The organism is Lysinibacillus sp. NPDC096212 (genome assembly GCF_044763105.1).
GTDB lineage: Bacteria > Bacillota > Bacilli > Bacillales_A > Planococcaceae > Lysinibacillus.
The window spans coordinates 43,414-60,932 of record NZ_JBIWFQ010000024.1; the positions used below are offsets into that span (position 1 = coordinate 43,414).

A 17,519-nucleotide genomic window follows, 5' to 3' on the forward strand; every position below is an offset into this window, starting at 1 on the left:
ATACCGATTGTCGGGAGGTTTTTGCGATGGGACAATGGGAAATATTTTTAAGTCCTTATAAACAAGCAGTAGATGAGTTAAAAGTAAAATTAAAGGGTATGCGTTCACAGTTTGGTATTGTTAATGCAAATTCACCAATTGAATTTGTAACGGGACGTGTAAAACCTTTAGCAAGTATATACGATAAATCATTAGAAAAAGGACTCGCATTTGAGCCTTCTAAACAGCTAGGTGATGAGTTAGGAGATATCGCAGGCTTACGTATTATGTGTCAATTTGTCGATGATATTTCAACAGTTACTGAGCTAATACGTCAACGTAAAGATATGCGTGTAGTGGAAGAGCGTGACTATATTACACATAATAAGCCAAGTGGCTACCGATCATATCATATGATTGTCGAATATCCTGTTGAAACGATACAAGGGAAAAAAGTGGTATTAGCTGAAATTCAAATAAGAACACTAGCTATGAATTTCTGGGCATCTATTGAGCATTCTTTAAATTATAAATATAAAGGCATGTTCCCCGAGGAAATTAAAAATCGCCTTCAAAGTGCAGCAGAGGCCGCCTTCCGATTGGATGAGGAAATGTCGTCCATTCGTAGTGAAATACAAGAAGCGCAGGCCTATTTTAGTGAATACAAAGAAGCATCGAATCCTAATTTACTTTCGGAGAAGGAGCGTGACATAAAATGAAATTTTCCATTCAATCACGTAGAGATGCACAGTCGAACGAATTAATGGAGCTAGCTAAAACGTATTTGCAAGACTTTGGGTTAACTTATGATGAAGAGGCTCCTGAGATTGTCATCTCTATTGGAGGAGATGGCACTTTACTACATGCCTTTCATCGATATGCTCATATGCTACATCAGGTTGCCTTCGTAGGTATCCATACGGGACATTTAGGATTTTATGCGGATTGGAAGCCATCTGAATTAGAAAAGCTTGTTTTGTCCATTGCCAAAAAGGACTTTAATGTTGTGGAGTATCCACTACTAGAGGTAAAGGTGGAACATCATAATGCAGAATCCAATACGTATTTAGCGTTAAATGAAGCAACTATAAAATCACCTGATGTCACGCTTGTTATGGATGTTGAGTTAAATGGTAATCAGTTTGAACGTTTCCGTGGAGACGGTCTTTGTGTGTCAACTCCTTCTGGTAGTACAGCTTATAATAAAGCCCTCGGTGGAGCAATTATTCACCCAACTTTAGCGGCACTCCAAATTACTGAGATAGCATCGATCAATAACCGTGTCTTCCGTACAGTTGGTTCACCACTCATTTTACCAGCACATCATCACTGTGTTTTACGTCCAGTAAATGAACAAAACTTTAATATGACTGTTGATCATTTACAAGTTACGCAAGGCGATGTGAAGTCGATTGCTTTTAATGTAGCAACTGAAAGAGTACGTTTTGCTCGTTTCCGTCCATTCCCATTCTGGGAACGAGTACATGAGTCATTCGTAGCAAATGAGTAAAATGGATACAAGATTTACACTGCATTTTATAGCGGAAAAGGAAGGCCAACTACTAAGAGAGGCCTTAACTGAATGGCGAATCTCCAAGCGGGCTTTAACGGCAATTAAATTTGATGGAGGCTTGCTAACCGTGAATGATGTTGAACGCAATGTTCGACATCATCTTCGCGTTGGGGATCGAGTTGAAGTTAAATTCCCTCCTGAAGAAAAAAGTGAAGGGCTCGCTGTTGAACATGGTGAACTTTCAATTATTTATGAAGATGAAGCGATTTTAGTGCTTAATAAGCCAGCGCATCAGAGTACGATTCCTTCGCGCGAGCATCCAACATATAGCGTAGCTAATTTAGTGTGTGGTCATTTTCAGCAACAGGGTCTAGCATCTACTGCTCATATAGTAACGAGACTTGATCGTGATACTTCTGGCTTGCTGTGCATTGCCAAACATGCCCATATTCATCATTTAACGGGACTTGCACAGCGCAGTGGAGAGATTTCTAGACAATATGAAGCCATTGTACATGGACATGTGGCACCAGATGTACAATCAATTATCGCTCCTATTGGACGCAAGGAGACGAGTATTATTGAGCGAGAGGTACGTGAGGACGGTCAATTTGCACATACAGATGTGTCAATTTTAAGGCACTTTTATTTACAGAATGAACCGATGACACATATACAGCTAAAGTTGCATACAGGGCGCACACATCAAATTCGTGTGCATATGGCCTATGTAGGACATCCACTTGTTGGAGATGAACTTTATGGTGGAAGTCGCGAGCATATAAATAGACAAGCCCTACACTGTGTGTCCTTAAAGATGCTTCACCCGTTGACAGATGAGCGTTTACAATTCAAAAGTAACTTAAATGAAGATATGCAGCGATTATTAATTGACTCCTTAATTTGAAGTTCGGTACAAAACCTATCTATGAACGAAGACTTCATTAGTTCACTAAGAGTGAAAACTATTACTGGATATGTTATATATTTAAGGAGATGTTCGCACAAACGGGCATCTCTTTATCATTTTATAGCCCAGTAAAAGTAATAGGTTTTTCATAACAGCACGTTAACAGTAAAGAAAGTGTTTGTATGAGACCTTGGAGCGAAGCGGGAGGGGAACGAAGGCTAAAAGCATCACGTCCTGTGATAACGCCTTCGTGACCAACATCCTGTTGGTCCGACGCCCCCAGGAAGCTTTGCTCTGTGCGACAGCAACATTTTATCTGTGCGAAAGCGAAGCGACAGCAACAAAGCGCCCAGTCGGGACGGAAATCAACCACGCGTTATGATAACAGGTGAAAAATAGAAACGTTTACCCGAAGATTTATCCAATTAGATAGTGGTAATGATGTAGGTTGTTATGTAGTAAAAAAAGGGTTTGCAGAAAAGGCACAATACACTCTATTATATATAAGGTAGATTTACGGCATTGCCCGTATCAATGATTTAACTTATTTCAGCAAATGTTTTCTGTACAGAAAGCAAAGCGACAGGTACAAATGAATTTACTTTTCGGCGGTTGGTCAAACACCCGCTGAAATAATTTAAAGCCTCCGGCGGATGTCACTGAATCGGAAAGGAGTTCTTTGTGCAAGCACAAAGCCGATTCTGGACGCAATTATGCCGAGGCATAATTGATTGCTCGGAAGGAGGGGACAAGCATGATAGAGGAAAGAAATGAAAAGGATGATGTGCAGTTCGACGAGGCACGTTTGCGAGAAATGCTCGAAGCACATGATATTAACGCATTCCGCGATGAGTTTTTAGAGCTTCATCCATATGATCAGGCAACGTTTTATGAGAAGGTGGAACCTGATATAAGGAAGATCATCTATTCGTACTTGTCTCCGACGGAAATGGCTGATATTTTTGAGGCAATCGAAATAGATGATGATGAATACACAGCGTATCTAGCTGAAATGGATCCGTCATATGGTGCAGAAATGCTTTCTCACATGTATGCAGATGATGCTGCAGACGTTTTAAATGAGTTGGATACGAAACAACGTGAAAGCTATTTAGGCATGATGGATGAGGAAATAGCTGAAGAGATCAATGAGTTATTAAGTTATGATGAAGGTACAGCTGGTTCTATCATGACGACTGAATATGTAGCGATACCAGAAAATTCTACTGTTCGTTCAGCAATGGCGATTTTACGGAAAGAGGCGCCAGATGCTGAAACCATTTATTATATATTTGTCGTTGATGAAGCACATCGATTAACTGGCGTTATTACGCTTCGTGATTTAATTATTGCTGATGAAGATACCCTTATACGTTCGATTATGAATGAACGTGTTGTGATGGTGCACGCAGGGGATGACCAAGAAGAGGTTGCTCAAATTATGAAGGACTATAACTTTTTAGCAACACCAGTTATTGACGATAAGGGTGAATTACTAGGGATTATTACAGTCGATGATATTATCGACGTTATTGATGAGGAAGCATCGGAAGATTACTCTAAATTAGCGGGTATTTCCGATATGGATAAATTTGATACAACCTCGTTCCAAGCAGCTAAAAAGCGTTTGCCATGGCTTGTCATATTATTATTTTTAGGGATGTTGACAGCAAATTTGATGGGACATTTTGAGGCAACATTAGAACAGGTTGCGTTACTCGCAGTGTTTATCCCTCTCATTTCAGGTACTTCAGGGAATAGTGGAACACAGGCACTAGCGGTAGCTATTCGAGGTATTGCAACAGGAGATGTCGAAGAGCATAGCAAGCTAAAATTACTACTACGTGAAGCCGGTACAGGCTTAATGTCTGGAGTTGTTTGTGGGTTGATTGTGATTGGCATCATCTATGTTTGGAAACAAGAGTTGATTCTTGGAATGCTGGTAGGAGCAGCGCTTTGTGGTTCTATTTTAGTAGCAACACTTGCAGGTTCTTTTATTCCACTACTAATGCATCGTATGAAAATTGACCCGGCTGTCGCATCAGGTCCATTCATTACAACTTTAAATGATATAACAAGTATTTTAATTTACTTAGGTTTGGCGACAGTATTCTTAAGTCAAATAGGCTGAGAACCAAACTTCTTCCTTTTGCATATTGTATGAAAAAAAGGGAAGTGAGTAATGTGGGTCAAGAGCCACGCTTGTTTATAAAGTCACCATCATATTTTCTCAATATTTCTAAGATGCTACATGAGCTTGAATTGGATGAAAGTACGTCAGTGTATAGTAAGGACGGCTATTTCAATGAGCAAACTATTGAAGAAAAAGAAGAAGTAGTTGAAAAAGTACAAATAGATCCGTATTTACTAAAGCAGCTTCAATTTTTAGAGAAGCCTTTTCGGCAAAAAGCCTATCAACCGTTACTTATATGTTTAAAGGATGGTAGAGAATTACGTGGTAGTGCATCTGATGTACAGACCGATTCATTGATGCTTACTTCTTACGAATTAAAGACGCAAGAGATTATCTATTTTGAGGACATAGATCAAGTATTATGGCGAGGTAAACAATTACCTACCTTATGAAAAAAGTGTACAGCAGAGGATGCTGTACACTTTTTTTATGTGTAGTGTGTCAAAGGTGAAAAGACTATTCACAAATCCCTAAGTCAACATCAGCAATACATTGTACAGCGCAGAAGCATGATAAATCTACAGTGATACAGCTCTCAGTTGAACTCCAATCATCTACTTTACATATTTTTTTCATGTTGACACAGCAGCCATCTCGACTTAATAGATCTACTGTACTTTCGCTGGAGTCAAATGAACATAAAGGCTCTAAAACACGCAAAGTAGCGCAGCACTCATCGAACATATCTTCTACACGGAAAAATACTGATGTACATATACATGGATCTGCTGTTGGTGAACTGAAAAATGCTTTAAAAGGAGTACCGTCTTTTGTAATTAACATGAATACACGTGTATCTGCATGAGAGCGTGCAGGACTTACTATGCCTCCAAGTGGTTCTAAGAAACAGTTAGCTGTACATGGTTGACATTCATCTCTCACCGCTTGATTCTGAATGTCTAAAATAGCGCGTACTACGTCACAAACGCAGCCTGCTGAATGGATTGGTCCAATAGGATTTGTTGGCTTGCCACAACCCATATTGTCACCTCCTTTCCTTGTTACTACTTCTACAATATGTGCTTCTGAAAAATGGACTCGGGCTTTCGTATATATAGTTAAATGAATAGTTTTTTTATGGTTGGAGAAACTTTAAAGAAAAGGAGGGTAAAAGCTTGAAGCTGTTAGGAATAATGTTACCTCTATTAGTCAGTTTATCGCTTTTAAGTGGTTGCGGTGAAAAAGAAAAAGTTATTGTCTATGGTTCACCGGAAAATGAAAGGGAAGTTGAAGCCATTTTAAAAGAACAGAAATATGTAGACAAAACAACGGTTATTCAATATGACAATAGTATGCTTGTGGCCGTGCAAATTAAACCATGGGATAAGTGGAAAAAGACTAAATTAGAGAAAAAGTTGCAAAAGAAATTTGATGAAAAATATCCAAACAAAGATGTTTTTGTTTCAGCTGATTATAAAATATTTTATGAAGCCAATAAAATAAAAAGGGAACAAGTTGAAGATAATAAACTGAAAGATAAAATTGTGAAATTGAAAAAGCTTGCAAAGGAGGAAACATAGTGGAAAAAGAACAATACCAGCAATTAGAGCAAAATGTCACGCCAAAACCGCCTTATTTTAAAAATGTTGCAAAGGCGTTTCTAATAGGTGGACTTATTTGTACAATCGGACAGGCCGTATCCCTTTTTTATATGATTTTCTTTGATTTTACCGAAGCGACAGTCGGAAATCCAACAGTTGCAACAATGATATTTTTCGCCATGATTTTAACTGGGTTTGGCTTATATAAAAAAATTGGTCAATTTGCTGGAGCTGGATCAGCTGTGCCTGTAACAGGGTTTGGTAATGCTGTTATTTCTGCAGCCATTGAGCATAGATCTGAAGGATTAGTACTTGGTGTCGGTGGGAATTTATTTAAATTAGCTGGATCAGTTGTATTATTTGGTGTTGTCTCCGCCTTTTTTATAGCACTTATTAAATTCATTCTTGTGACGATAGGAGTGGTTTCATGGTAATTGTCTTTCAATCGAAGCCGTCCTTAATAGCAGGTGGTGTGGTAGCAGGGCCGCTAGAGAAACGTAGTATATTTAGTCAACATTTTGATGCGACCTATGATGATGAGCGTTGGCAAATGAAAACAAATGAACAAGGTCATCGAAAAATGGTTGAAGAGGCCTGTGAATTTGCCATGAAAAAAGCGGGCGTGAAAAATACGGACATTGATTACTTTATGGGCGGCGATTTGGTTAACCAAATGACACCAACCAATTTTGCGGCCAGAGACTTAGACATTCCTTTTATCGGATTATTCTCAGCGTGTGCTACCTCTATATCCTCCGTAATTATTGCGAGCCTGTTAACAGAAGTAGGTGCCTCCAATTTATCGTTAGCCGGTGCATCTAGTCAACATAATGCGGTTGAACGACAATTCCGCTATCCAATCAATTATGGCTCACAAAAGCCCCAAACTGCTCAATGGACGGTAACGGCTGCTGGTTATGCTCTTGTTGGTAAACATCATGAGGAATACCCTTCTATTGAAGCAGCGACTATTGGAAAATCGGTTGATTATGGTATGGATGACCCTTTTCACATGGGTGCAGCGATGGCACCTGCCGCTTTTCAAACCATTCAATCACATTTAGAGCAGCGAAATCAAAAAATTTACCATTATGATCTAATTTTAACAGGTGATTTAGGTCAACTTGGCATAAAACTTTTAAAAGGAATGTTTGTTGAGAGTGGCATAAAGAGTGAAGAGTTAAAACCTTTACGTGATGCAGGTGCTGAGTTTTATGGACAGGATGAAACGTTCCAATCCGGTGCAAGTGGTGCAGGCTGTTCGGCAGCTGTTTTTTTTAGTTACGTGATCCAACAGATGCGAGCAGGTACCTATAAACGAGTACTTCTTGTGGCGACAGGAGCATTACTGTCTCCGCTTTCATTTCAACAGGGCGAGACAATTCCATGTACGGCACATGCGATTGAAATTACAATGAAATGAGGCAAAAGCTATGGTTATGACATTTGTGTTTGCATTTTTTGTAGGAGGCATTATTTGCGCTATAGGTCAATTATTAATGGATGTTGGTAAATTAACACCTGGACATACATTGAGCACTCTTGTAGTAGCTGGTTCGATTCTTGCCGGAATGGGCTTGTATGAGCCACTTATTAATTTTGCTGGTGCCGGTGCAACTGTTCCTATTACATCTTTTGGAAATTCCTTAACGCAGGGTGCAATTGTTGAAGCGGAAAAACATGGGCTTGTAGGTGTGTTAACTGGGATGTTTGAGGTGACAAGCTCAGGAATCAGTGCTGCCGTTGTTTTTGGCTTTATCGGAGCATTAATATTTAAACCTAAAGGAAATGTTAATTAGACGAATACCCCACCCATTTTTACAACGCTAACATATGATAGGTTGTAGAAGGGAGGGGTATTTTTATGGGATATCAAGGCTGGGGTGCGCATCCTTATGGAGGGCATGCTGATGGTTATTACGGAGGAGATTATGGAGGTTACTATGGCGGTCACCACGACGGTTGCCATGACGGTTACTATGGTTACGGACATGGACATAGTTCAACATTTATCTTAATTGTTGTCCTATTCATTCTTCTGATCATTGTAGGTGCCGCTTGCATATAATTTGAATAACTTCTTTCAGCATATCTCTTTTGTACCGAAAGCGAAGCGACAGGTACAGAAGTCTCCCACCTTTATAGGTGGTGAGATGAATGCGGGTTTAGCTATTTTTCAGCGGATGTCCAAACATTTGCTGAAATAGAGGAACTTAGTCTAAGAACGCCACGTCCTGTGGCAACGACTGAGTGACCAACCTCGTGTTGGCCTAAAGCCTCCGGCGGATGTTACGGAATCGGCAAGGAGTTAGTAAAGGATGTTGCCTAAAATCATCGCATCCATGCGATAACGGCTAACTAACCTGCATCGGTAAAAACGCCACGTCCTGTGGCATTACCGAAATGACCGACATCGTGTCGGCCCTCATGCAGGCCTAAGCACAAAGCCTATTCCGAACGTAATTATGCCGAGGCATAATCGATTGTGACAGTAGATAGAGGCTTTAGCTTTTCTTCAGAGTGCTTCATTTTCTGAATAAAGTTTAAAGCCTTCACTAGTTGTCATATGTTTCTTGCCTGAGAACAACAGTAGGAATAAATTTGAATTTTAACTGATAGGAGGGGGAACATGAATCGCTCGCTTTTTAATTCAATTGAACAAAAAACTGGAGTATCAATGGATGAAATCTTTGCACTAGCAAATGAAATTCAACATGCTGATTTTAAAAATGAAAAGCAAGTAAGAAAAATCGTACGACGCGTAAGTAAAATGTCCAAGAGACAAATTACGCAAGAGCTTGAAGATAAGTTAGTACAATCTATTATTCAAGATGGTAATTCACTAGATTTAGATAAAATTACTAAAATGATGAAATAACATGAATCTACTAGGCAAAGCAATATATCTAAAAGGTTGATTTAAATGGATTTTCATTTATAAATCAACCTTTAAAGCTTTGTATTGCAATAAAAAGGGTGTTACGATATGCTTCAGCATTTTCGTAACACCTATTTGATCAATTATGCCTCGGCTTAATTGCGTCCGTTTTTAGACTGAGTTTCGCTATTACAGCGGATGTTTGGACACCTGCTGAAATAAGCTTAAACTCGCATTTATCTCACCTATAGAGGTGGGATACTTCTGTTGCTGAAAGAGTTAAATCATTTTTTCCATAGCACGATGTGGGATACCAGCATCCATAAATTCAGGAGATGTTACCGTATAGCCAAGCTTTTCATAAAACGGAATAGCATAGCTTTGTGCATGAAGTTTTAGTTTTTTCTTATTAATTAAAATGGCGTGCTTCTCCATTTCCTTCATTATTAAAGCACCTAGTTTTTTACCACGCTGATCTTGTAAAATACAAACACGTTCAATTTTTGCAGCATCGTCCTCGATACTTCGTAAACGCGCAGCACCTACAGGGTCATTGTCTTCATACATAATGAAATGCGTTGCAGATGCATCCTCAGCATCACATTCTAGATGAAGTGGCACACCTTGCTCTTCAACAAAAACTTGCTTGCGGACTGCAAATGCATCCTCATGTTCTTTTGTTGTTTCAACAATCTTTACGTTATACAGATTACTCAGCTCCAGTCAATCGGAAAGTTTCATATGTTGTCCACGAGCCGTCTTCCAATTGATATAAAAGATGAATGCGATCAATTGTATCTTTTTCGTCAACACCTGTCATACGTAATTGCCCAAAGATATCATCGTGCTCGGAATCTGTCATTTTTTGAGCAATAGTAATATGTGGTACAAATACGTGTTTTGACTCACCAAAAGGTACTTTTTCTTCTAGAGCTTGGTGTAATGATGTTAATTGTTCAGTTGGTTCAATACGGAAATAAATCGCATTTGTTGTTGGGAAAAATGAACTTATGCGTAATGCATGAATGTTTAAAGGTGCATAATTGGCAGCAAGCCCATCTAATTGTTTTACGACAGATTGAATATCTTCTTCCGTTGCATCGAAGCTGTCCTTTAATGTAATATGCGGAGTAATCTTCGCATAATGAGAATCGTAACGTTTTCGATAAGTATTCGCTAGATCTTGTAATTTTTTTGATGGAAATGCCACAATACCATATTTCATAGGCCATTACCTCCCGAAAATAAACAATTTTTTATTTAAGTATAACAGAAATTTCCGATTTCGTAATTTGAATCGTCTAAATTAATTAAAATTTTCAATTAATGCGCGGCGTAAATCAGGTTTCCAATATTTCCATGTATGATTGCCATTAAATTCTTCATAAAATGTAGAGAATCCTTTGTTTAACATGAGATGATGAAGCTGACGATTGGGTGTTAAAAAATCTTTAATTGTTTTATCCATCGTGACAACTTTATCTTCTTCTTTTCCGACAATATGATAAATGGAAATTGCGCCTGGATCTTTAAAATTCTCTACAGCTTGCAAAACATCTTCGTCAACATACGGTGATTGTAAAATGACCTTGCCAAAAATATTTGGGTATTTTAATGCGACCATTAAGGAAGCGGTTGCAGCCATTGAGTCACCAATGACCCCACGACTCATTCCCACTTGATAGGTTGCATATTCAGCATCTAAATACGGCACAAGCTCATGAGCTAAAAAACGAAGATATGCTTCATGTTGCTCTCCGCTTGGAATATATTTATGACGTCGATCCTTAATGTCCTTATATGGAACGAAGGCAATGATCAAATTTTCGATTTCATAGTCATCGATAAGTTCATCAGCAAGTTTTGTAATACCTCCAAGTTGGAAATAATCTTTTCCGTCTGATGCAATTAAAATATTATATTTATATAGTGGAGAATAATTTGCAGGAACATATATAAATATCTGTAATTCCTCCTGCAATGCTTCACTATAGAACTTTAAATCCTGTACAGTTCCCTTATCCAATGATGACACTCCTTCTCGTGTTTGTAACGAAATTGTACCATATACCCAAAGTAAAGGTATAATAGGTTGGGCTAGCACTATTCTAGCAATAAAATCGAAGTGAGGGATAGTTATGCATGATAAAAATACTCGCATACACTCTGATGAAGTAGCGAAGGCAGCTCAGGCTGCACTTATTCGTCGTGGTGTATCGCTAGAGGATATTGCTAAAATCGTTTATGAAATGCAAAAATCCTATAATGAAGGCTTAACATTAGACCACTGTGTTCATTCTGTCGAGCGTGTATTACGTAAGCGTGAAGTTCAACATGCTTTATTAGTAGGTATTGAACTAGATGAACTTGCAGAGAAAAAGTTATTATCGGCACCGTTACAGCAAATAGTAGAATCCGATGAGGGTTTATTTGGTGTGGATGAAACAATAGCACTTGGATCTGTTTTTACATATGGTAGCATAGCGGTAACAACTTTCGGACACTTAGACAAGCAAAAAATCGGTATTATTAAGAAGTTAGATACAGAACCTGGTCATCATGTAAATACGTTTTTAGATGACCTAGTTGGCAGTATCGCAGCTTCTGCAGCATCCCGTATTGCACATCGTATGCGTGACTTGGAAGAAGAGGGCGGTACATTTGCTGATATTGAGCCCGAAGAGCTAGGACCAAAACCAAAATCACATAATGAGATTTAATAGTAATCATATATATAACAGAGCCTTCTCAATAATTTGAGGAGGCTCTGTTTAAGTTGTAATATGAGTATGGCGCTACGTCAAAACGAGGGTTGATTTCCGTTCCGACTGGGGACGATTCTTGGATGTTATCAGCGATCGGCATTCATCGCACGTTTCCTCCGCTTTTGTTGGTTGCTGACGCTAACGCTTTCGCACAGACAAAACCATGTGGTTGCTGTCGCTTCGTTAACACTCCGCATTAGCACAAAAAACATTTGGTGGCCAAAACGGATCATCGGACCACAATGAACAGAGCATCATCAATAATTTGAGGAGGCTCTGTTTTTTATTATGCTTAGCCGATTGTTTACTCATACACTTAATCAACAAAAATAGATACATAAAATAAGGATATGCAAAGATAGAAAATAGTCAGCTTGTTGAAGTATCTCCAAATCATTGGTTTGCTATTGCAACTACATAACTTGAATGTAGTAGCCTGATATTTTACAATAGAAACATCGTGAAACTTTTTAGGACTTTTGATGAATTATGGATTCTTTTAGAAGCTTCCTTAAAGTGTAATGAAGATGAATAGTTGTGAGGGACCTACTACATGAAAATGCAAGATATAAAAACGTTAATTACGAGTGGTACAATCATTCTTGCTGTTGCATTGTATATGATTTTTGGCAGATCACCAGCCCAAGAAAAAGATGCAACATCGACAAACCAGAATGGTACTATTTCTATTGAACAAGTTGAACAAAAAACAGGAAATAAACGCTTTGATGTAGATTATATTAAAGCATATGATGGTGATACAATTCAGGCGACAATAAATGGCAAGAAACAAAAAATTCGCCTATTGATGGTAGATACACCAGAGATGAATTATAACAAAGGTGAAGCTCAACCTTATGCTGAAGAGGCAAAGGACTATACGATTAAATTGTTAGAACACGCCAAAAAGGTTGAAGCGGTTTACGATGTTGGACCAGAGACAGATAACTATGATCGCTTATTAGCCTATGTCTTCATTGATGATGTAATGTTGCAGGAATCATTATTAAAAGAAGGACTTGCAGCAGTGCGCTTTATTCATAAACCAAACAATACGTTGGAGGATGAATTTAGAGAAATCCAGCAAGATGCGGAGAAAGAAAAATTAAATATTTGGTCACATCAAAATTACTTCCAAAAAGATGGTTTCCATCCAGAAGTATTAAAATAAAAGTGATCGATTAAGGGACTGTCCCAAAAGGCAATGAAAAATGCCTTTTGAGGACAGTCCTTTCTTTATTCAAAAAAAGTTGTAAATAAAGTGAAGCTAGTTAAGTTTGGCAAAAGGATTCACTTTATTCTTTTAAAAAGATAGATATGGGTTGATTGCTTATATATATCTAAAATCAGTGATTTGATGATATTTTTTATAAAACTTTATTACAAGTCTAAACTTATATATCAAACGCACCATTTTTTGTTTTCATTGTAAAAACTTCCATCGACAAACTTAATTTGAGGAGATAGTTGATAGAGTGACTGTATATGGGGGACAATCGTTGCTTGGTATATGAAAAGTACCCCCTTTGATTGATAGGTTCATCATCTAGGAGGTACTGCGTGATTAAATATGTTAATACAGGATTAAGGTGCTGGATGGATTTGAACCAACGATAAAAGAGTTGCAGTCTTTCAATTTACAATACCTATATTTTCCTTTACCGAAAGGGACTCACAGGATTTTCACAGAAGATATGGCTATACTTCTCCATAGAGCATTCAAACTGATATTGAAACTGGTACAAAGACAATTATTGAAAATGATGTCGTTCAGAAAAATGCAGATAATAATGGAAATAATATATTACTTAGATCTAGATGCTTAGTATCAAGTAGATGGTGGTATCCAATCTGAGAAAATGAAAATCGCAAAATAAATTAGAAGCGTTTAATTAATTCAACTTCACTTAAGTAGAAAATCCATGGGGTATTAACTCGTGGATTTTTTTCCAAAAACATTGATTTTATGAAGGCTCTATTAAATGCTCGCAGCATACTTTCGTTTATTTGAAAGTTTTGTATAGTTAAAAGTCAAATAAGTTATTTATATTTTGAAATTTTTACTGCTGTTCATTATAATTCGAAAGAGAACTAATGTTCTTGTTGTTTTAGGAGGATTGATTATGGGTGGTATAAAGTGGTTGTATATTTCTGAAGAAAATAAAATTTATAAGGTTCCTAATCCTAAAAATGGGAGATTCAAAGAAATAAAGGAGCTTTCAGAGCAGGATGTTTTAAAGGTTATGCTGTACTACAGAACAAAAAATAGAAAACCAGATAAACTAGTAATGGTTGAATTTGACCGAATTACTCTTGACTCACAAGGGGGGTATGAGGTGACTGATGAAAGGAATAGAAGGATGCTACAAAATGCCTTTCAGTTTATATATAATACTCCTCAACAATTGGCAGATAGCAAATCACCGTTCGAGTTGCCTCTAGCACCTAGCGTTCCATCCAATATTGAAAAAAAGGCTTTATATGAATTTTTAAATCAGAATTTCCCTAACTTAGGAAACGATGCTCCGGCAATCGTAGAAAATGCAATAAGCTCTCTAAAAAAAATACATCAAAAAAAAATTGACTTAATTAAAGAGGCTAATAAATTAAGAAAAAGTAATTTAAAATTGTACTTTGAATCAAAAAAGGTTTAATGAAATTACGGAGATTTAGAAGTGGTTGATTTGGATTACAAAATATTCTAGAAGAGAAATTCGGGAAAACTTTAAAGAAAAATATAAAAGAACTATCCAGGCAGTTGGGGCATGTCAGTAATAGAGATCACATGGAGAATTGGGATGTTAGAGTCATTTCTTAATTTTTGAAAGTGGTAAACTAAACGATCAATATATGTTTGAAGCAAGATATTTAAAGTGATTTATATTAAAATATAATTATATTAAATCGAACCCACTCATTTTGATTAGGCTATTTTCAAAACGACGGGTTTTTTAATTTTAATAGTAAATTTCTACATTTTAAACTTAATGTGTTTGCAGTAAACAAACTCTGAAAAGGTGTACGCCATTCTAAACAATGGTCAAATATTACTGTAGAAGTTATTTGTTTAAAGGTTTCATTCTGAATTGAATGTAAAAAATCACCAATAAATCTAGTTTTGCTTCACGCAATTCTTTTAATTGTAAAGCCAATCTTCTCTCATAATCGTCTTGTCCATCTCCTGGTGTTTATAACAATCAACTACTACTACTAGATTATCTTGAAGTCTAAACCTTGGAGCAATACCAATTCTAAATTAGTTTCTTTTGACATATACCATTGGCGGTATTCCGGTTACTTTATTAAACAATCTAGTAAAGTAAAATTCACTATTATAACTTATTGAAGTAACCCGATTTTTAATGGATAGTCCAGCTCCAAGCATATTGAAAGTCTAATAAACTTCTGTCAACAGATTCGCCAATATTTTGGTTAAATAACTGAAGTATTCTTCGGTTTAATTCCGTAGGTTTGATATTTTATACATATTTATTGTAAATTTTTCTAAATATATCCCGATAAGTTGTTTAATAGTTTTTTTAGAAATTTAAGATTTATAAATTCGATATTCTTTTTTGTGATAAATTATTTTATGTAATGAATTAGAGGTGAACCATAGGTGAAGCAGGTGTTGGTAATTAAGAATGAACGGTCTTTAGCAAAGAAAATCGTAAGCGGCCTAAAGCAAGAAGGCTATTTCATTTTAACACTTCACAATGAAAACAAAGGGTTAAATATAGTATATGAGCAAGATTGGGATATTATCATATTGGATTGGGATTCGTTAAGTATACCTGGACCGGAAATTTGCAGACAAATACGGGCTGTTAAAACGACACCGATAATCATTGTGACCGATAATGTGTCCAGCAAGGATTGTATAGCAGGATTACAAGCAGGAGCAGATGATTATATAAGAAAACCATTTGTGAAAGAAGAATTAGTAGCAAGGATAAAAGTTATTTTAAGAAGAGGGGACGGTATCCAGCCAATCGAGACTACTTTCTTTCGGTTTAAAGATCTCTTCGTTGATGCATCCCGCAATATTGTGACAAAAGATGGCGAAAATCTCCCGCTTACTAAGCGTGAGTATGACTTACTTTTATTTTTAACCAAGAATAAAAATAAAGTATTAAGCCGTGAAATGCTTTTGAATCAGGTTTGGGGATATGACGTAGCAGTCAATCCAAATGTAGTGGATTTATATATTGGGTATTTAAGAAAAAAGCTAAAGTGCGAGAAGAAAGACCGATATATTCAAACAATCCATGGTAGGGGCTATTCAATGATTGAATAGTAAAAATAAGATAATAGGTAAAGTACAATTTGTCACAATAATCAATATCTAACATAATCGAGAAAACACGAGTATAAACAGTTTCATCCTGTTTTGCTCGTTTTTTTGTTCTATTAAATCTGATAATCAAACAGTTTCTGGTAGATATTTTAAAGAGACGGAAACTATAAAAAGAATACTTCACGTATTACTTTTTTGTAGCCAATTTATGCTTGAAAGCAACTTTCTTTATAAACTTATATCTTTCACAAGATTTTCACATAATTAAAGACTATACTGATTCACAGAACAACCAAATGAAAATGATTATCAATAGCAATTGAGATGGTTAGCGATTATTATCCAATTCAATCTATAGACTTCATCGTTTTCAAAATAAATTACATAAGGAGTATATGTATGAAGAAATCTATGTTTTTAAAATTAGTTGGAATTTTGGCAGTTTTGACTTTGATGTTAGCAGCTTGTTCAAGTAATAAAACTAATGAAGAGTCAAAGTCTAATGAAGATAATGGAAGCGAAGAGGTTGCTAAGCCTACGACAGTTGAAATCACTGATGCCCATGGAACCGTTACTGTTCCTGTAAACCCAAAGAATGTAGTTGCTTTGGATAATAGAACTTTTGAAACTTTAGCTGATTGGAACATTGACTTAGTAGCTGTTCCAAAGGATGTAATGCCTGCGGATTCACCATATGTAAAGGACGATTCAGTTAAAAATATTGGAAATCACCGCGAACCAAATCTTGAAATTATTGCAGCTGCAAACCCTGAACTTGTAATCGTTGGTCAAAGATTTGCTGGTTATTACGAAGAGATCAAAAAATTAGTACCAAATGCAGTTGTTATTGATCTTAATGTAGATGTTTCTGAGGAAACTGCTACGCCTGGGGAAAACTTAGTAAATGGACTTAAAAATTCTACAATTGCTTTAGGAAAAATTTTCGATAAAAATGAAGAAGCTAAACAAGTGGTAGCTGATTTTGATAAAGTTATCGAAGATGCTAAATCTGCTTATAATGGAAAAGATAAAGTTATGAGTGTTATCGTTGGTGGTGGGGATATTGGTTTCTCAGCTCCTCATTCTGGACGTGTTTGGGGACCGATGTATGAAATTTTCGGTTGGGCTCCAGCATTAGAAGTTGCTGATTCTACATCAGATCATAAAGGTGATGAAGTTTCTGTTGAAGCTATTGCACAAAGTAATCCTGATTGGCTTTTCGTATTAGATCGTGATGCTGCAATATCTGGTGAAGAAGATTCAGTTCCTGCTCAGGATGTTATTGCTAACGCACCTGCTCTTCAAAAAACAACTGCTGTTTCTAAAAAACATATTGTTTATGCACCAGCAGATACTTACACAAATGAATCAATTCAAACTTATACAGAGTTGTTTGAAAACCTTGCAAATACTTTAGCTAAAGCTAAGTAATGTAAAGGGGT

20 protein-coding genes are annotated in these 17,519 nt (G+C 36.8%); 16 read left to right on the top strand and 4 right to left on the bottom strand.

The annotated features are described in order from the left end of the window. Window positions 1-26 precede the first annotated feature (26 nt). From yjbM to ACIQ7T_RS20255, 5 genes are all read left to right on the top strand, one after another. Window positions 27-698: a GTP diphosphokinase gene (gene yjbM, locus ACIQ7T_RS20235; protein ID WP_370076749.1), complete on the top strand. Its 672-nt coding sequence runs from the start codon at window positions 27-29 to the stop codon at window positions 696-698. Continuing rightward, window positions 695-1,489 carry an NAD kinase gene (locus ACIQ7T_RS20240; protein WP_132363921.1) on the top strand — a complete coding sequence of 265 codons (795 nt, stop codon included), beginning with the start codon at window positions 695-697 and terminating at the stop codon, window positions 1,487-1,489. The genes yjbM and ACIQ7T_RS20240 overlap by 4 nt, the downstream gene beginning before the upstream one ends. Window position 1,490: 1 nt before the next feature. Next, window positions 1,491-2,399, top strand: a complete 909-nt coding sequence (locus ACIQ7T_RS20245) for an RluA family pseudouridine synthase (protein ID WP_402873017.1) — start codon at window positions 1,491-1,493, stop codon at window positions 2,397-2,399. 757 nt (window positions 2,400-3,156) lie between these two features. Continuing rightward, window positions 3,157-4,533: a magnesium transporter gene (gene mgtE, locus ACIQ7T_RS20250; protein WP_370076751.1), complete on the top strand. Its 1,377-nt coding sequence runs from the start codon at window positions 3,157-3,159 to the stop codon at window positions 4,531-4,533. Window positions 4,534-4,586: 53 nt separating this feature from the next. Continuing rightward, entirely contained in the window at window positions 4,587-4,988 is a 402-nt protein-coding gene (locus tag ACIQ7T_RS20255; RefSeq protein WP_370076753.1) for a hypothetical protein, read from the top strand. Window positions 4,989-5,052: 64 nt separating this feature from the next. Here the strand turns inward: ACIQ7T_RS20255 and ACIQ7T_RS20260 are convergent, their stop codons facing one another. Next, window positions 5,053-5,577 (bottom strand): CotY/CotZ family spore coat protein, encoded by a 525-nt coding sequence (locus ACIQ7T_RS20260; protein WP_402872974.1) that lies wholly within the window; start codon window positions 5,575-5,577, stop codon window positions 5,053-5,055. A 134-nt stretch (window positions 5,578-5,711) separates the two neighbouring features. On the opposite strand from ACIQ7T_RS20260, the gene ACIQ7T_RS20265 reads away from it, so the two are divergent. The 6 genes from ACIQ7T_RS20265 (at window position 5,712) to ACIQ7T_RS20290 (ending at window position 9,015) form a co-directional block, all read left to right on the top strand. After that, the gene (locus ACIQ7T_RS20265; RefSeq protein WP_370076756.1) at window positions 5,712-6,116 is read left to right on the top strand and encodes a YhcN/YlaJ family sporulation lipoprotein; all 405 of its coding nucleotides are present in this window, start codon (window positions 5,712-5,714) and stop codon (window positions 6,114-6,116) included. Continuing rightward, on the top strand, window positions 6,116-6,571 hold the full coding sequence (spoVAC, locus tag ACIQ7T_RS20270) for a stage V sporulation protein AC (protein ID WP_370076758.1): 456 nt from the start codon (window positions 6,116-6,118) through the stop codon (window positions 6,569-6,571). Before ACIQ7T_RS20265 ends, spoVAC begins: the two co-directional genes overlap by 1 nt. Then, on the top strand, window positions 6,565-7,560 hold the full coding sequence (locus ACIQ7T_RS20275; protein WP_370076760.1) for a stage V sporulation protein AD: 996 nt from the start codon (window positions 6,565-6,567) through the stop codon (window positions 7,558-7,560). The genes spoVAC and ACIQ7T_RS20275 overlap by 7 nt, the downstream gene beginning before the upstream one ends. A gap of 16 nt (window positions 7,561-7,576) precedes the next feature. After that, a complete protein-coding gene (gene spoVAE, locus ACIQ7T_RS20280; protein WP_370077030.1) occupies window positions 7,577-7,936 on the top strand; it encodes a stage V sporulation protein AE in 360 nt (119 codons plus the stop codon). 65 nt (window positions 7,937-8,001) lie between these two features. Beyond that, window positions 8,002-8,205 carry a YjcZ family sporulation protein gene (locus ACIQ7T_RS20285; protein WP_370076762.1) on the top strand — a complete coding sequence of 68 codons (204 nt, stop codon included), beginning with the start codon at window positions 8,002-8,004 and terminating at the stop codon, window positions 8,203-8,205. 561 nt (window positions 8,206-8,766) lie between these two features. Beyond that, window positions 8,767-9,015, top strand: a complete 249-nt coding sequence (locus ACIQ7T_RS20290) for a stage VI sporulation protein F (RefSeq protein ID WP_132363905.1) — start codon at window positions 8,767-8,769, stop codon at window positions 9,013-9,015. Window positions 9,016-9,294: 279 nt separating this feature from the next. Here the strand turns inward: ACIQ7T_RS20290 and ACIQ7T_RS20295 are convergent, their stop codons facing one another. The 3 genes from ACIQ7T_RS20295 to ACIQ7T_RS20305 all read right to left on the bottom strand — a co-directional run bounded on the left by ACIQ7T_RS20295 (window position 9,295) and on the right by ACIQ7T_RS20305 (window position 11,041). Further along, entirely contained in the window at window positions 9,295-9,723 is a 429-nt protein-coding gene (locus ACIQ7T_RS20295) for a GNAT family N-acetyltransferase (protein ID WP_370077032.1), read from the bottom strand. 1 nt (window position 9,724) lies between these two features. Beyond that, the gene (locus ACIQ7T_RS20300; RefSeq protein ID WP_370076764.1) at window positions 9,725-10,240 is read right to left on the bottom strand and encodes a YjcG family protein; all 516 of its coding nucleotides are present in this window, start codon (window positions 10,238-10,240) and stop codon (window positions 9,725-9,727) included. 81 nt (window positions 10,241-10,321) lie between these two features. Beyond that, complete coding sequence (locus tag ACIQ7T_RS20305) at window positions 10,322-11,041, bottom strand: alpha/beta hydrolase (RefSeq protein ID WP_402872981.1); 720 nt, start codon at window positions 11,039-11,041, stop codon at window positions 10,322-10,324. Window positions 11,042-11,153: 112 nt separating this feature from the next. On the opposite strand from ACIQ7T_RS20305, the gene ACIQ7T_RS20310 reads away from it, so the two are divergent. From ACIQ7T_RS20310 to ACIQ7T_RS20330, 5 genes are all read left to right on the top strand, one after another. Continuing rightward, entirely contained in the window at window positions 11,154-11,735 is a 582-nt protein-coding gene (locus tag ACIQ7T_RS20310; RefSeq protein WP_370076768.1) for a phosphatidylglycerophosphatase A family protein, read from the top strand. Window positions 11,736-12,333: 598 nt separating this feature from the next. Further along, a complete protein-coding gene (locus ACIQ7T_RS20315; protein WP_402872984.1) occupies window positions 12,334-12,951 on the top strand; it encodes a thermonuclease family protein in 618 nt (205 codons plus the stop codon). 952 nt (window positions 12,952-13,903) lie between these two features. Then, complete coding sequence (locus ACIQ7T_RS20320; RefSeq protein WP_402872987.1) at window positions 13,904-14,434, top strand: hypothetical protein; 531 nt, start codon at window positions 13,904-13,906, stop codon at window positions 14,432-14,434. 965 nt (window positions 14,435-15,399) lie between these two features. Next, window positions 15,400-16,077 (top strand): response regulator transcription factor, encoded by a 678-nt coding sequence (locus ACIQ7T_RS20325; RefSeq protein ID WP_402872990.1) that lies wholly within the window; start codon window positions 15,400-15,402, stop codon window positions 16,075-16,077. A gap of 399 nt (window positions 16,078-16,476) precedes the next feature. Next, window positions 16,477-17,508, top strand: a complete 1,032-nt coding sequence (locus ACIQ7T_RS20330; protein ID WP_370076778.1) for a siderophore ABC transporter substrate-binding protein — start codon at window positions 16,477-16,479, stop codon at window positions 17,506-17,508. Window positions 17,509-17,519: the final 11 nt, after the last annotated feature.

Coding starts and splice junctions, on each gene's coding strand:
- spoVAE (WP_370077030.1), top strand. CDS start 7,577: ATGACATTTGTGTTTGCATTTTTTGTAGGAGGCATTATTTGCGCTATA.
- ACIQ7T_RS20300 (WP_370076764.1), bottom strand. CDS start 10,240: ATGAAATATGGTATTGTGGCATTTCCATCAAAAAAATTACAAGATCTA.
- ACIQ7T_RS20290 (WP_132363905.1), top strand. CDS start 8,767: ATGAATCGCTCGCTTTTTAATTCAATTGAACAAAAAACTGGAGTATCA.
- ACIQ7T_RS20240 (WP_132363921.1), top strand. CDS start 695: ATGAAATTTTCCATTCAATCACGTAGAGATGCACAGTCGAACGAATTA.
- ACIQ7T_RS20330 (WP_370076778.1), top strand. CDS start 16,477: ATGAAGAAATCTATGTTTTTAAAATTAGTTGGAATTTTGGCAGTTTTG.
- ACIQ7T_RS20320 (WP_402872987.1), top strand. CDS start 13,904: ATGGGTGGTATAAAGTGGTTGTATATTTCTGAAGAAAATAAAATTTAT.
- ACIQ7T_RS20275 (WP_370076760.1), top strand. CDS start 6,565: ATGGTAATTGTCTTTCAATCGAAGCCGTCCTTAATAGCAGGTGGTGTG.
- yjbM (WP_370076749.1), top strand. CDS start 27: ATGGGACAATGGGAAATATTTTTAAGTCCTTATAAACAAGCAGTAGAT.
- ACIQ7T_RS20245 (WP_402873017.1), top strand. CDS start 1,491: ATGGATACAAGATTTACACTGCATTTTATAGCGGAAAAGGAAGGCCAA.
- mgtE (WP_370076751.1), top strand. CDS start 3,157: ATGATAGAGGAAAGAAATGAAAAGGATGATGTGCAGTTCGACGAGGCA.
- ACIQ7T_RS20285 (WP_370076762.1), top strand. CDS start 8,002: ATGGGATATCAAGGCTGGGGTGCGCATCCTTATGGAGGGCATGCTGAT.
- ACIQ7T_RS20310 (WP_370076768.1), top strand. CDS start 11,154: ATGCATGATAAAAATACTCGCATACACTCTGATGAAGTAGCGAAGGCA.
- ACIQ7T_RS20260 (WP_402872974.1), bottom strand. CDS start 5,577: ATGGGTTGTGGCAAGCCAACAAATCCTATTGGACCAATCCATTCAGCA.
- ACIQ7T_RS20315 (WP_402872984.1), top strand. CDS start 12,334: ATGAAAATGCAAGATATAAAAACGTTAATTACGAGTGGTACAATCATT.